Annotated in this window: 10 protein-coding genes; 6 read left to right on the forward strand and 4 right to left on the reverse strand. The window is 73.1% G+C overall.

Annotated elements, in window-relative coordinates:
• Window positions 1-193: 193 nt before the first annotated feature.
• Window positions 194-1,483 carry an MFS transporter gene (locus tag NOD94_RS12320; RefSeq protein WP_281205895.1) on the reverse strand — a complete coding sequence of 430 codons (1,290 nt, stop codon included), beginning with the start codon at window positions 1,481-1,483 and terminating at the stop codon, window positions 194-196.
• 70 nt (window positions 1,484-1,553) lie between these two features.
• On the opposite strand from NOD94_RS12320, the gene NOD94_RS12325 reads away from it, so the two are divergent.
• The 3 genes from NOD94_RS12325 to era all read left to right on the forward strand — a co-directional run bounded on the left by NOD94_RS12325 (window position 1,554) and on the right by era (window position 5,935).
• Window positions 1,554-2,612: a helix-turn-helix domain-containing protein gene (locus NOD94_RS12325; protein ID WP_281205896.1), complete on the forward strand. Its 1,059-nt coding sequence runs from the start codon at window positions 1,554-1,556 to the stop codon at window positions 2,610-2,612.
• Window positions 2,613-2,720: 108 nt separating this feature from the next.
• Entirely contained in the window at window positions 2,721-4,025 is a 1,305-nt protein-coding gene (locus NOD94_RS12330; RefSeq protein ID WP_281205897.1) for a beta-xylosidase, read from the forward strand.
• Between the two features lie 959 nt (window positions 4,026-4,984).
• Window positions 4,985-5,935, forward strand: a complete 951-nt coding sequence (gene era / locus NOD94_RS12335) for a GTPase Era (protein WP_281205950.1) — start codon at window positions 4,985-4,987, stop codon at window positions 5,933-5,935.
• 105 nt (window positions 5,936-6,040) lie between these two features.
• On the opposite strand, the gene NOD94_RS12340 is transcribed toward era, so the two are convergent.
• Genes NOD94_RS12340 through NOD94_RS12350 form a run of 3 tightly spaced genes read right to left on the reverse strand, consistent with a single transcriptional unit; the run spans window position 6,041 to window position 8,260 of the window.
• Complete coding sequence (locus NOD94_RS12340; protein WP_281205898.1) at window positions 6,041-6,850, reverse strand: GNAT family N-acetyltransferase; 810 nt, start codon at window positions 6,848-6,850, stop codon at window positions 6,041-6,043.
• Window positions 6,851-6,892: 42 nt separating this feature from the next.
• The gene (locus NOD94_RS12345; protein WP_281205899.1) at window positions 6,893-7,165 is read right to left on the reverse strand and encodes a protealysin inhibitor emfourin; all 273 of its coding nucleotides are present in this window, start codon (window positions 7,163-7,165) and stop codon (window positions 6,893-6,895) included.
• A gap of 9 nt (window positions 7,166-7,174) precedes the next feature.
• A complete protein-coding gene (locus NOD94_RS12350) occupies window positions 7,175-8,260 on the reverse strand; it encodes a M4 family metallopeptidase (protein WP_281205900.1) in 1,086 nt (361 codons plus the stop codon).
• Between the two features lie 376 nt (window positions 8,261-8,636).
• Here NOD94_RS12350 and leuA point away from each other — a divergent pair, with 376 nt between their 5' ends.
• The 3 genes from leuA to NOD94_RS12365 all read left to right on the forward strand — a co-directional run bounded on the left by leuA (window position 8,637) and on the right by NOD94_RS12365 (window position 13,557).
• Window positions 8,637-10,406, forward strand: coding sequence for a 2-isopropylmalate synthase (gene leuA / locus NOD94_RS12355; protein WP_281205901.1), 1,770 nt, complete (start codon window positions 8,637-8,639; stop codon window positions 10,404-10,406).
• A 257-nt stretch (window positions 10,407-10,663) separates the two neighbouring features.
• Complete coding sequence (locus NOD94_RS12360; RefSeq protein ID WP_281205902.1) at window positions 10,664-11,359, forward strand: TerB family tellurite resistance protein; 696 nt, start codon at window positions 10,664-10,666, stop codon at window positions 11,357-11,359.
• 617 nt (window positions 11,360-11,976) lie between these two features.
• Entirely contained in the window at window positions 11,977-13,557 is a 1,581-nt protein-coding gene (locus tag NOD94_RS12365; RefSeq protein ID WP_281205903.1) for a nucleobase:cation symporter-2 family protein, read from the forward strand.
• Window positions 13,558-13,599 lie beyond the last annotated feature (42 nt).

Raw genomic sequence — 13,599 nt, forward strand, 5'->3', positions numbered from 1 at the left:
CCCCCCCCCCCCCCCCCCCCCCCCCCCCCCCCCCCCCCCCCCCCCCCCCCCCCCCCCCCCCCCCCCCCCCCCCACCCGCAGCCGCCCCGCCCCCGCAGCCCGCACCCGCACCGGCCCACCCGCAGCCCGCACCCGCACCGGCCCCGACCCACCCCCAGCACCGGCCACCCCCACCCCACCCCGACCGGCCAGGTCAAGCGCGGTGTCGCCGGATGACCATCGCCATCAGCGCCGCCATCGCGCACAGCCCGCCCGACGCGTACCAGACGAGGTCGTACGAGCCGAAGGCGTCCCGGGCGACCCCGCCCAGGAAGGCCACCAGCGCCGCGCCCACCTGGTGCGAGGCCAGGACCCAGCCGAAGACGATCGCGCTGTCCTCCCCGTAGTGCTCCCGGCACAGGGCGATCGTCGGCGGAACGGTGGCGACCCAGTCCAGGCCGTAGAAGACGATGAAGAACACCATCGGCGGGTGCACCGACGGCGCGAGCAACATCGGCAGGAAGAGCAGCGAGATCCCCCGCAGCGCGTAGTACACCGCCAGCAGTCGCCGCGCCTCGAAGCGGTCCGTGAACCAGCCGGAGGCCACGGTCCCGACGACGTCGAACACGCCGATCACCGCCAGCAGCCCGGCGGCCGCCGTCACCGGCATGCCGTGATCGTGCGCGGCCGGCACGAAGTGCGTCTTGACCAGCCCGTTCGTCGAGGCCCCGCAGATCGCGAAGGTGCCGGCCAGCAGCCAGAACGGCCCGGTCCGCGCCGCCTTGAACAGCACCGTGACCGCCCGCCGCGCCGCACCCGGCACGGGCTCCGGCTTGGGCGCGTAGCTGCCCCCGTACGGCGCGAGCCCCACGTCGGCGGGGTGGTCGCGCAGCAGCAGCCACACGAACGGGACGACGGCCAGCGCCGCGAGGGACACCGTGACCGCCGCCGGACGCCAGCCGTGGTGTTCGACCATCCAGGACAGCAGCGGCAGGAAGACCAGCTGACCGGAGGCGCCCGCCGCGGTGAGGATCCCGGTGACCAGGCCGCGTCGCGCGGTGAACCAGCGGTTGGTGACGGTCGCCGCGAAGGCCAGTGCCATCGAGCCGCTGCCGAGGCCGACGAGGACGCCCCAGTACAGCACCAGCTGCCACGGTCGCGTCATCCACACCGTGGCCACCGAGCCGCCGGCGATGACGGTGAGGGCGAGGGCGACGACCTTGCGGATGCCGAAGCGGTCCATCAGCGCGGCGGCGAACGGCGCGGTGAGCCCGTAGAGGGCGAGGTTGACGGAGACGGCGAAGCCGATCGTGCCGCGCGACCAGTCGAACTCCTCGTGCAGCGGTTCGATGAGGAGGCCCGGCAGGGAGCTGAAGGCGGCGGCTCCGATGATCGTCACGAAGGCCACGGCCGCCGCGTACCAGGCGCGGTGGATGCGGCCGGCCCGGCGGGGGGCCCGCGGGGCGCCCGTGGGGGCGGCGGAGGTGGGGGCTGTCTGCGTCACCCCGACAGCTTCCGGTGGACGTCGCACCCACCGACAGTGGCCTGAGTGTCATGCTTCGGTACGATCGGCCATGGAGTCGAACCAGGCGGCCCCGGCCCCGGCCCACCGCGTCGTCGTCCTCGCCCTCGCCGGCCTGCTGCCCTTCGAGCTCGGGATCCCGCACCGGATCTTCGGCCGGGCCAAGGACCCGGCCGGGCGGCCGCTCTACGAGATCCTCACCTGCGGACTGGCCCCGGGGCCGGTGTCCACGGACGCCGACTTCGCCGTCCACGTCGAGCACGGCCCGGAGCTGCTGGCCACGGCCGACACGGTGGTGGTGCCCGCCTCGTACGAGCTGGGCCCGGTGCACGAGTTCGGGGTGCTGACCGGGGAGCTGGCGGCGGCCCTCGCGCACATCCGGCCCGGCACCCGGCTCGTCTCGATCTGTACGGGCGGCTACGTGCTGGCCGCCGCCGGCTACCTGGACGGCCGGCCCGCCACCACGCACTGGGCCTCCGCCGAGCACTTCCAGCGGCTCTTCCCCGCCGTCCGCGTCGACCCGGGCGTGCTGTACACCGACGACGGGGACGTCCTCACCTCCGCCGGGGTCGCCGCCGGGATCGACCTGTGCCTGCACATCGTGCGCCGCGACCACGGCGTGGCCGTCGCCAACGACGTGGCCCGGCGGACCGTCGTACCGCCCCACCGGGAGGGCGGCCAGGCGCAGTTCGTCGACCGGCCGCTGCCCGAGCCGCGGCAGGCTTCCACCACGGCGGCCCGCGCCCGGCTGCTGGACCGGCTGCACGAGCCGCTGCGCCTCAGTGACCTGGCCCGGCAGGAGGCCGTGTCGGTACGGACCTTCACGCGCCGGTTCCGGGAGGAATCCGGGGTCAGCCCGGGGGAGTGGATCACCGGCCGGCGGGTCGAGCGGGCCCGGCGGCTCCTGGAGCGGACGGAACTGTCGATGGAGCAGGTCGCGCGGGAGGCGGGCTTCGGCACGGCCCAGTCGCTGCGCAAGCACGTCCAGGCGGCCCTGGGGGTGAGCCCGACGGCCTACCGACGCACCTTCCGCCCGGCCGCGGACACCACGGATCCGGTCACCCTGCCGGCTTCTGATGGTCCATCAGATTCTGCCGGATCCGTGCATTGACTTCTCCCGCCGCCCGCTCGTGAATGGCCCCCTGTCGGGGCGACGGAACGCGGGGGGCGGGCAGTGCGAACAGGCGCGCGCAGCAGGAGACGGTCGGCGGCCTTCGGCATGGCCGTACTCGCGGCGGTGACCGGGGGAGCGCTGAGCCCACCGGCCGCCGCCGTAGGGGAAACGCCCCCCGGGCAGGTGGAGTTCCCCACGCACTGCCTGCCCCCGCAGGAAGCCGGCCTGCCACCCGCGGACGGTCCCACCACGGCCCGGATCACGGTCGACGACCCGGCGCCGCGCGTCGGCGACACGGTCACCGTGACCTACCGGGTGGCCGCCGCCCCGGCCGTGAACCCGCTCCCCTCCGAACTGCCCGCCGACGTGCTCACCCCCACCGGACGGGTCCTGCTGGGCGGTGCGCAGAGCGGCGAGGTCACCGTCACGGGCGCCAAACGCAATGAACCGGTTCCGCCCGGCGGCGCACTCCCGGCCGTGACCATGACCGGCACCTTCACCGTCACCGCGCCCGGCGCGATCACCCTCACCCCGGGCCCCTACACCCTGCACACCGCCCACCTGCTCGACCTGGCCACGGTCTGCGCCGCCGGACCGGGCACCCCGGTGTCCGAGCGCCTCACCGCGACTCCGCTGCCCACCGCCAACCTGCGCGGCCTCACCCTCGCCACCGCCTACGGAGCGCCGGGCGCCCGCGTCAAGGTCACCGGCGCGGGCTTCGCCCCCGGCGCGGCCGTGACCGTGGCCGGCCGCGCGGGCGCCGCCGAGACGGGTGACCGGGTCGCCGCCACCGCCGACCGGCACGGGGAAGTGGTCGCGGAACTGCCCCTGACGGACCGGGCCACCACGGGGGTGGTCGCGTACGAGGGCACGGCCTGGTCGGCGCCGCGGGGCACCGCCCCGGCCGCGTACACCGTCGTCGATCCCGCCCCGCCCGCGCCCGCGCGGACGCCCGAGCCCGTGGCCCGCGAGGTGACCGCCATCGTGGAGCCGGGCACCCTCGCCATGACCCAGGCGGGCGAGTCGGTGACCCTCGGGGCGGTCCCGTACGGGGACGGCGGCGCGGCCCCCGGCCGGATCGGGACCGTCACCGTCAAGGACGCCCGGGGCGGTCCGGCGGGGTGGTCGCTGGTCGGGAAGGTCACCGACTTCACCGGTCCCGGCGGCATCCGCATCCCGGGCGCCCGACTGTCCTGGACCCCGTCCTGCACCGCCGCGGCGGGCAGCCCCAGCGCCTGCGCGCCGGGCAGCGCGGGCGTCGTCGGCCCGGACGGGGCGGTCCTGGCCTCCACGGCCGACGCCCCGACGGCCGGCGGCACCTTCACGGTGGACGCCGCCGTCTCCCTCCAGGTGCCGCCCTACACCCCGCCGGGCGCGTACACGGCGGTCCTGACGCTGACCCTGTCGTGACCCGCGACCGCCGCCCGCCCGGCCCGGCCCGGGCGGCAGGGGCCGCACGGGCCGTTCCGGTGGCCCTGGCGGTGGCGGTCCTCGTCGTGCTCGGGTCGCTCGCCCGCACCCCGCCGGCCGCCGCCGCGGACAACGGCCGGTGGTCCGTCCTGCCGGCCGCCACCACCGTCGGACAGCGTCCCTACTTCTACCTCTCCGCCCCACCCGGCGGAGAGGTGCGGGACACCGTCACCGTCGCCAACCGCACCGACCGGCCCCGCACCTTCCTGCTGTACGCCGCCGACGCCCACAACACCGCCCGCGACGGAGGCTTCGCCCTGCGCGGCCCGGACGAGCCGCGCCTGGGCGCCGCCGCCTGGACCCGGCTCTCGCGGGAGCGGATCACCGTACCGGCCGGGGGCACCGCGGACGTGCCGTTCACCGTCGCCGTCCCCGAACGGGCCGAGCCGGGGGACCACCCCGGCGCCGTCGTCGCCGTCGAGGACGGCCCCGCCACCCCCACCGGCCGGGGGATCGGCGTACGGCAGGCCGTCGCCGCCCGCCTGTACCTGAGGGTGGCCGGACCCACCGCCCCCGCCCTCGCCGTCGAGGACGTCCGGGTCGCGGGCAACGCCACCGGCGCGGTGGTCACGTACACCCTCCACAACCTCGGCAACGTGACGTTGCGCCCCCGGGCGACCCTCACCGCCTCGGGTTTCCTCGGCCGGAACCTGCTCCGGCGCGAGCTCACCGGCCTGCCTCCCGAACTGCTCCCCGGGACACGGCTCACGCTCACCGCCCGCTGGGACGACCCGCCCGACCTGGAGTGGAGCCGGCTGACGGTGCGCGCCGAGGGCGGGGGAGCGGGCGCCCGGGGCGTCGCCGACCACGCCGCGCACCCCGGTCTCGCGACCGCCCTGGCCCTCGCTTCGGCCCTCGCGGCGGTGGCCTGGTCGGCGCTGGGAGCCGCATCGGGGAGAATGGCCCGTATGAGCGATCGTTCCCCCGAGCCCACCGCCCCGCACCGCGCGGGCTTCGCCTGCTTCGTCGGCCGCCCCAACGCGGGCAAGTCGACCCTGACCAACGCGCTCGTGGGCACCAAGGTCGCGATCACCTCCAACCGGCCGCAGACCACCCGCCACACCGTCCGCGGCATCGTGCACCGCCCCGACGCGCAGCTCGTCCTGGTCGACACGCCGGGTCTGCACAAGCCGCGCACCCTGCTCGGCGAGCGCCTCAACGACGTCGTGCGGGCCACCTGGTCCGAGGTCGACGTCATCGGCTTCTGCCTGCCCGCCGACCAGAAGCTCGGTCCCGGCGACAAGTTCATCGCCAAGGAGCTCGCGGGGATCAAGAAGACCCCCAAGATCGCCATCATCACCAAGACCGACCTGGTCGAGTCCAAGGCGCTGGCCGAACAGCTCCTCGCCGTGCACCAGCTCGGCGCCGAGCTCGGTTTCGAGTGGGCCGAGATCGTGCCCGTCTCGGCCGTCGGCGACAGCCAGGTCCAGCTGCTGGCCGACCTGATCGCGCCGCTGCTGCCGGAGAGCCCGCCGCTGTACCCGGAGGGCGACCTCACCGACGAGCCCGAGATGGTGATGGTCGCCGAGCTCATCCGCGAGGCCGCGCTGGAGGGCGTGCGCGACGAGCTCCCGCACTCCATCGCCGTCGTGGTCGAGGAGATGATCCCCCGGGAGAACCGCCCGGCCGACCGTCCGCTGCTGGACATCCACGCCAACGTCTACATCGAGCGTCCGAGCCAGAAGGGCATCATCATCGGCCCGAAGGGCTCGCGCCTGAAGGAGGTCGGCATGAAGTCGCGCAAGCACATCGAGGCGCTGCTCGGCACGCCGGTCTTCCTCGACCTGCACGTGAAGGTCGCCAAGGACTGGCAGCGCGACCCCAAGCAGCTCCGCAAGCTCGGCTTCTGACCCCACGGCGCCGCGGCACCCGCGGCGCACGGCATCCCGTCCGGGTCCGGACCGGCCTCCGGGCCGGTGCGGACCCGTTCGCGTACCCGACTCGGTACGACGCGGTTACCGCGCCGGGGGCTCCGCGATCATGGCCGTGCCCACCCGGCGGAACCCGGCGCGCCCGTAGATCCGGGCCACGTCCTCGTCACCGGCCGACAGGAACACCGTCCCGGCTCCCCGCTCGCGTGCCTGAGCCACCAGGGCGGCGGTCACACCGAGGGCCAGGCCCTGCCGCCGGGCGGCCGGCAGCGTGCCCACTCCCACGATCTCGGCGACCTCGCCGACCGGGTTGAACTGGCCCGAGCACAGCACCACGCCGTCCCGGACGGCCGCCGCCATCCCCGTGCGACCCGTCGCGAGCATCTCCGCGACGAAGGCGCGGCGCTGCTCCACGCCGGGATCCGCCAGCGCGGAGGCCAGTTCGGCGGGGCCCGCCTCGCCGAGTGCCGTGCCCGGTGCGGAGAACGCCAGCGCGGGCACCGTCACCGCCGACGCGAGCAGCGGGTCGTCCGCACCGAGGACCCGTACGTCCGGATGCGGCGCGGGGGGTTCCGCGCCGGCCTCCAGGACCATGAGCGGGTGCGCGTGGACGTGCAGGCCCGCCGCCTCCGCGGCGGCCCGCAGGGCGGGATTGTTCTCGGCCACCCACTCGAACGCCTCGGGCACCTTCAGCTCCCGCTGTCGCGCCCGCACCCGCTCCACGTCCGCCGCGGTGGCCTCCGGGGCTCCGGGTGCGGGGCGCGCGTAGTACTGCCAGCCCTCACCCTCCTGCACGAAGAGGGTCAGCGGTCCGAAGTCCTCGCCGCGGGCCCCGCCCCGGCGGGGGACGCCGTCGTAGTACCGCTCCAGCGCTGCCAGGATCATGTCGGTCATCCGGACATCCAAGCGCAAGGGGCGGGCCCGGGCACCCGGGTTTCAGGCGCCCTCCTTCAGCACGCGCGAGATCAGGTCCCGCTGGGCTTCCGACAGGTGGGGGTCCCGGCAGGAAACCGTCCGCCCGTCCACCGTGATCCGGTACGAGAACCCGTCCCGGACACCGCTCGCGTCCTGCGGCCCCGCCGGGTCCGGCCGCAGGGCGAGCAGGGCCAGCGCCCGCCACTCGTCCTCGTCGGACCGGCCCGAGGTGTCCACCTCGGCCCGGCGCTCGATGCCCGCGAAGCCGCCCGTCCTGACCACCTGGATGCGCATGGGGAGCGTCTACCCCGCCGCCGGGACGCCTACCGTCGCCCAGGCCTTCTGCAGGGCCCGGTGTTCGGCTCCGCCGTCCCCGAAGCGGGTGACCGCCGCCGCCACCGACAGCCGGGCGAAGTCGGCGAAGGAGGCCTTCTCCGTCAGCTCCCCGCCGGTCAGGGTGTCGTACCAGAGCTGTCCGGCCCGCTCCCAGGCCCGGCCGCCGAGTTCGGTCGCCGCGATGAAGAACGCGTGGTTGGGGATGCCGGAGTTGATGTGGACGCCCCCGTTGTCGCGCGAGGTGACCACGAAGTCGTCCATCGTGGCGGGCTGGGGGTCCTTGCCGAGCTCGTCGTCGTCGTAAGCGGTGCCGGGCGCCCGCATCGAGCGCAGCGCGACGCCGGTGACGTTGGGCCCGAGGAGGCCGGCCCCGATCAGCCAGTCGGCCTCGTCGGCGTTCTGGCCGAGGGAGTACTGCTTGATCAGGGAACCGAAGACGTCCGACATGGACTCGTTCAGCGCGCCCGACTGGCCGTGGTAGTCGAGGTTGGCCGTGTACTGGGTGACGCCGTGGGCCAATTCGTGCCCGATGACGTCCACGGCGACGGTGAAGTCGAGGAACAGGTCGCCGTCCCCGTCGCCGAAGACCATCTGCCGGCCGTCCCAGAAGGCGTTGTTGTAGTCCTCGCCGTAGTGCACGGTCGCGTCGAGCGGCAGTCCGGAGTCGTCGATGGAGCGGCGGCCGAAGCCCTGGAGGAACAGTTCGAAGGTCGCCCCGAGGCCGGCGTAGGCCCGGTTGACGGTGGCGTCGCGGCCCGGCTCGTCGCCCTCGCCCCGGACCTTCCTCCCGGGGAGGCGGGTGCGGTGCTGGGCGTCGTACACGGTCCGCAGCGGGGTGTCGGAGCCGGGGACGGCTGCCGCGGGGACGATGCCCCGGACGGTGCTGATGCGCCGCCGGGTCCGCAGGAAGGCGTCCTGTTCCAGGGTGCGCTGCGCGGCGTCGGCCCTGCCGGTATCGGCCGAGCGGGCGGCCTTGTCGAGCAGGTGCGGGGGCACGACGGTGCAGAAGACGGGGTGGCGGTGGGTGCGGCCTGGGGAGAGGGGGGCGTCCATGACCGGCAATGTGGCAGTGCGTGATGCCGCTGTCACTACCCGCAACCATGATTCATTCTCTTGTCTGAAAGAGGCCGCGCCGCGTTGACGGATCGACCGGACATCGGACGGCGAACGCCTCCGAGAAAGAGAAATACCTCACGAAGGGTACAAATCGGACCCAAGGGTCTTGCATACTGAACAGGTCCTCGCGATACGGCGCGGCTCGGATAGGCTCGGTCCATCATGCGTTTCGGGCTGCTTCTCCTTAGCTGCCGCGGCGAGGGTCTGTAGTCGTAGGCCGGCCCCCTCCCCGCGGAGTTTGGTGTTGCGGTTTTTACGACCGCCGTCGGCCGTCCCAGCGAACTACACGCGGACACGCGAGGAGCCCAACGCCATGAGCCAGCAGCCTTTTGTCGGTCGCCCCACGCCCATCACGAACGCGACCCACACCCAGAAGCCCTCCGGCATGCCGATCCACAAGTACGGCTTCTACGAGCAGGTCGAGATCGCGGACCGCACGTGGCCCAACGCCCGCGTCACCAAGGCCCCGCGCTGGCTGTCCACCGACCTGCGCGACGGCAACCAGTCACTGATCGACCCGATGACCCCCGCCCGCAAGCGCGAGATGTTCGACCTGCTGGTGCGCATGGGCTACAAGGAGATCGAGGTCGGGTTCCCCTCCTCCGGCGAGACCGACTTCGCCTTCGTGCGCTCGATCATCGAAGAGGGAACGATCCCGGACGACGTCACCATCTCCGTACTGACCCAGGCCCGCGAGGACCTGATCGAACGGACCGTGGAGTCCCTGGTCGGCGCCAAGCGCGCCACCGTCCACCTGTACAACGCGACCGCCCCGACCTTCCGCCGGGTCGTCTTCCGCGGCTCCAAGGAGCAGATCAAGCAGATCGCGGTCGACGGCACCCGCCTGGTCATGGAGTACGCCGAGAAGCTGCTGGGACCCGAGACGACCTTCGGCTACCAGTACAGCCCGGAGATCTTCACCGACACCGAGCTGGACTTCGCCCTGGAGGTCTGCGAGGCCGTCTGCGACGTCTGGCAGCCGGCCGAGGGCCGCGAGATCATCCTGAACCTGCCCGCCACCGTGGAGCGTTCGACGCCGTCCACGCACGCGGACCGCTTCGAGTGGATGGCCCGCAACCTGACCCGCCGCGAGCACATCTGCATCTCCGTGCACCCGCACAACGACCGCGGCACCGCCGTCGCCGCCGCCGAGCTGGCCCTGATGGCCGGCGCCGACCGCGTCGAGGGCTGCCTGTTCGGTCAGGGCGAGCGCACCGGCAACGTCGACCTGATCACGCTGGGCATGAACCTGTTCTCGCAGGGCATCGACCCGCAGATCGACTTCTCGCAGATCGACGAGATCCGTCGCACGAGCGAGTACTGCAACCAGATGGAAGTCCACCCGCGCCACCCCTACGCGGGCGATCTGGTCTACACGGCCTTCTCCGGCTCCCACCAGGACGCCATCAAGAAGGGCTTCGACGCCATGGAGGCCGACGCGGCCGCCGCCGGGCCCGGCGTCACCGTCGACGACCTGGAGTGGGCCGTCCCGTACCTGCCCATCGACCCGAAGGACGTCGGCCGTTCCTACGAGGCCGTCATCCGGGTCAACTCGCAGTCCGGCAAGGGCGGCATCGCGTACGTCCTGAAGAACGACCACAAGCTGGATCTGCCGCGCCGCATGCAGATCGAGTTCTCGCGGATCATCCAGAGCAAGACCGACGCCGAGGGCGGCGAGGTCACGCCGAAGGCCATCTGGGACGTCTTCTCCGACGAGTACCTGCCCAACCCCGAGAACCCCTGGGGGCGCATCCAGCTGCGCTCCGGTTCGACGGCCACCGACAAGGACGGCACCGACACGCTGACCGTCGAGGCCGTCGTGGACGGCGTCGAGGCCGTGCTGAACGGCACGGGCAACGGTCCGATCTCGGCCTTCTTCGACGCGCTGGCCGGCATCGGGATCGACGCCCGCCTGCTGGACTACACGGAGCACACGATGAGCGAGGGCGCCTCCGCCGTGGCCGCCTCGTACATCGAGTGCGTGATCGACGGCCGCGTCCTGTGGGGCATCGGCATCGACGCCAACACCACCCGCGCCTCCCTGAAGGCGGTCATCTCCGCCGTCAACCGCGCGGGCCGCTGACCCACCCGCCGGAGCCCCCTCCCTTCCCCCGTGCGGGCAGGGCGGGGGCTCCGGCGTTTCGAGGGGCCCCGAGGGCCGGCCGGCCGCCGTTCACCGGCAGGACACCGCCCGCCGGACCCGGCGCGGGGAGGGGCGCAGACCGGCCAAGTACGCCCCCCTGCGCGAGGTTGTCCTGTCACACGGCTGACGCATCCTCACCGATGTGGCTAACATCACGCCAACCCGGCGATGTTGCCGGAAGGTTACGGAGGTGCGACGTGCTGCCAGTTCGGGGTGGGGACGGCCGGAAGCTGACGGCCTGGGGCATCCGTACCACCTGGAGCACCGTGGGCGACGGGGAGTTCTTCTGCCCCGGCTGCGGCGGTGACCGCAATTACCGGCGGCGCACCGGGCGCCGCCGGTTCACCGTGCTCGGCGTCCCGCTGCTGCCGCGCGGACAGGCCGGGCCCGTCGTCGAATGCCACGGCTGTCGGGAGCGCTTCGACACCGACGTGCTCGACCACCTCACCACCACCCGCTTCTCGGCGCTGCTCCGGGACGCCGTGCACACCGTCACGCTGGCGGTCCTCGCCGCGGGCGGCACCACCTCCCGCAGCGCCCTGGAGGCCGCCGTGTCGGCCGTACGGGCCGCCGGCTTCCAGGACTGCACCGAGGAGCAGCTGGAGGCCCTGGTGGAGGCGCTGGCCACCGACGAGGGCCGGCTGGGGCTGTACGACGGGCCCGAGTGCTGCGGGGCCGCGCTGTCGATAGAGCTCCACGAGGCGCTGGAGCCCCTCGCCCCGCACCTGGCCGGTCCGGGCCGGGAGTCGATCCTGCTCCAGGGCGCGCGAATCGCCCTCGCGGACGGGCCGTACATCCCCGCCGAGCGCGAGGTGCTCGCAACCGTCGGCGCGGCCCTGCGCATGGACACGGACGAGGTGGCGCGGCTGCTGTCGGCGGTACGAGCCCCGTAGCGCCCCGCAACAGCGGGACGCGAGGCGTACGAGGCTCCGGGCCCGGCGGGATCCCGCCGGGCCCGGCCGCGTGTCCGGGCGGCCCCGGAGCGTGAGGCGAACGTCCGAAACGGGCCCGCAGAGCGTAACGATCCGGCCTCGTGGGGGGTGAACCGGCCTCCCGAGCCATCCGTGCAGAGGGGTGGAGGGTCTGCCTCCACCCCGGACCATCCACCCCTTGGACGGCCGGAACCAGGTGTTCGAACGGGCCCGCGCCCCAGTCCCGGAGGGCGTGTCCCCGCAGGTCCGGGCATGTGGTCGCCACCGATGCGCGCGGTCGGAACGGGCGGTTCGGCGGTCGTCCGGCATACGCCCCGCGCAGGGGTCCGCGCCATTGGGGGAACCTCCAGATCGCGCGTCCTGGAACTTCCACAGTTTGTAGAAGTCGACGATATCTGTGAGCCCTCCCACAGGCGTTCAATTCCGGTCACACGACGAGACACCGCCTGAAACACAGCGGGGCTTCGATCCACGTGTTCTCACCATCGGCCCCCGGCGGATCAACGGGTTAGCGACCCACTCCGACCGGGGCAACCAGACTCCTCTCGTTACCTACCTCATTGAAGGGCAAGGCAGAGATGGCACGTGTCGCCGCCCGGCTTTCCGCCAACGGAGAGCAGAGCACGCACCCGGTCGACGAGGTGCTCCCCCTCCCCAAGCTCGCGCTGTACGGCTTCCAGCACGTACTCGCCTTCTACGCCGGCGCGGTGATCGTCCCGATCATCGTCGGCAACGCGCTGAAGCTGAGCCCTGAGCAGCTCGTCTACCTGATCAACGCCGACCTGTTCACCTGCGGCATCGCCTCGATCATCCAGGCCTGGGGCATCGGCAGGGTCGGCGCGCGCCTCCCGCTGATCCAGGGCGTCACCTTCACGGCCGTCTCCCCGATGATCGCCATCGGCCTCGGAGCGGGCGGCGGGACCGCCGCGCTGCTGGTCATCTACGGCGCGGTGATCACCGCCGGCATAGCCACCTTCGCCTTCGCCTGGCTGCCCGCCAAGGCGTTCCGTACGGTCATGCGGCTGTTCCCACCGGTCGTCACCGGCACCGTCATCACCGTGCTCGGCATCGTCCTGATCCCCGTCGGCCTCAACGACGCGGCCGGTGGCCTCGGCAGCCCCGACTTCGGCGACCCCAAGAACTTCGCCTACGCCGGCGGCACGATGCTCTTCATCCTCATCCTGATGAAGATCGGCAAGCCGTTCCTCTCCAGCATCTCCATCCTCCTCGGCCTCGTCGGGGGCACCGCGGTCGCCTTCCTCCTCGGCGACGCGAAGTTCGGCGACGTCGGCGACTCCGGCTGGATCGGCGTCACCACCCCCTTCCACTTCGGCGCCCCGAAGTTCGAGTGGTTCCCGATCGTCCTGATGCTCATCGTCATGCTGATCACCATGGTCGAGACGACCGGTGACACCTACGCCGTCGGCGAGATCGTCGAGAAGGACATCGACAGCGAGACCGTGGCCCGCGCCCTGCGTGCCGACGGCGCCGCGACCGCGCTGGGCGGCGTCCTCAACTCCTTCCCGTACGTGGCCTTCGCCGAGAACGTCGGGCTCGTGCGGATGACGAAGGTCAAGAGCCGGTTCGTGGTCGTCGCCGCCGGCGTCTTCATGATCATCCTGGGTCTGTTGCCCAAGGCCGCGGCCATCGTCGCCGCCGTCCCGCACGGAGTCCTCGGCGGCGCCGCGACCGTGATGTTCGGCATGGTCGCCCTCGCCGGCATCCAGACCCTCGGCAAGGTCGACCTCAAGGAGGAGAAGAACGCCCTGATCGTCGGCGTCTCCCTCGCCTTCGCCCTGCTCCCCGCCACCGTCCCGGTCTTCTTCACCAAGCACATGGACCCGGACCTGTCCTCGCTCCTCAACAGCGGCGTCACCCTCGGTGCCACGGCCGCCATCGTCCTCAACCTGATCTTCAACGGCCTGGCCAAGGACAAGGCGCCGGCCCCGCTCGCCCCGGTCGGGCTCCCCGTCCAGGCGGCGGCGGCCCCGGCGGGTGCAGAGAAGGCCCCGGTGACCACCGAGAAGGCCGCGGTGACCACCGAGAAGGCCACGGTGACCACCGAGAACGCCCCCGCGGCCCCCGAGCGGGCCCCGGCGGGCGGCGACAAGGCCGATAAGGCCGACAAGGCCGACGAGGCGGGAACCCCCGCCGGCTGAACCTCCCAAGGGGTGCCGACCCCTCGCCAGGACCCCCCGGTC

The sequence above is a fragment of the Streptomyces sp. Isolate_45 genome (assembly GCF_024721315.2).
In the GTDB taxonomy this organism is placed as follows: Bacteria; Actinomycetota; Actinomycetes; order Streptomycetales; family Streptomycetaceae; genus Streptomyces.

Excerpts from the sequence above, each read along its gene's own strand:
- NOD94_RS12325 (WP_281205896.1), top strand. The coding sequence starts at position 1,554 with ATGGAGTCGAACCAGGCGGCCCCGGCCCCGGCCCACCGCGTCGTCGTC.
- era (WP_281205950.1), top strand. The coding sequence starts at position 4,985 with ATGGCCCGTATGAGCGATCGTTCCCCCGAGCCCACCGCCCCGCACCGC.
- NOD94_RS12365 (WP_281205903.1), top strand. The coding sequence starts at position 11,977 with ATGGCACGTGTCGCCGCCCGGCTTTCCGCCAACGGAGAGCAGAGCACG.
- NOD94_RS12340 (WP_281205898.1), bottom strand. The coding sequence starts at position 6,850 with ATGACCGACATGATCCTGGCAGCGCTGGAGCGGTACTACGACGGCGTC.
- NOD94_RS12345 (WP_281205899.1), bottom strand. The coding sequence starts at position 7,165 with ATGCGCATCCAGGTGGTCAGGACGGGCGGCTTCGCGGGCATCGAGCGC.
- NOD94_RS12330 (WP_281205897.1), top strand. The coding sequence starts at position 2,721 with ATGGCCGTACTCGCGGCGGTGACCGGGGGAGCGCTGAGCCCACCGGCC.
- NOD94_RS12350 (WP_281205900.1), bottom strand. The coding sequence starts at position 8,260 with ATGGACGCCCCCCTCTCCCCAGGCCGCACCCACCGCCACCCCGTCTTC.
- leuA (WP_281205901.1), top strand. The coding sequence starts at position 8,637 with ATGAGCCAGCAGCCTTTTGTCGGTCGCCCCACGCCCATCACGAACGCG.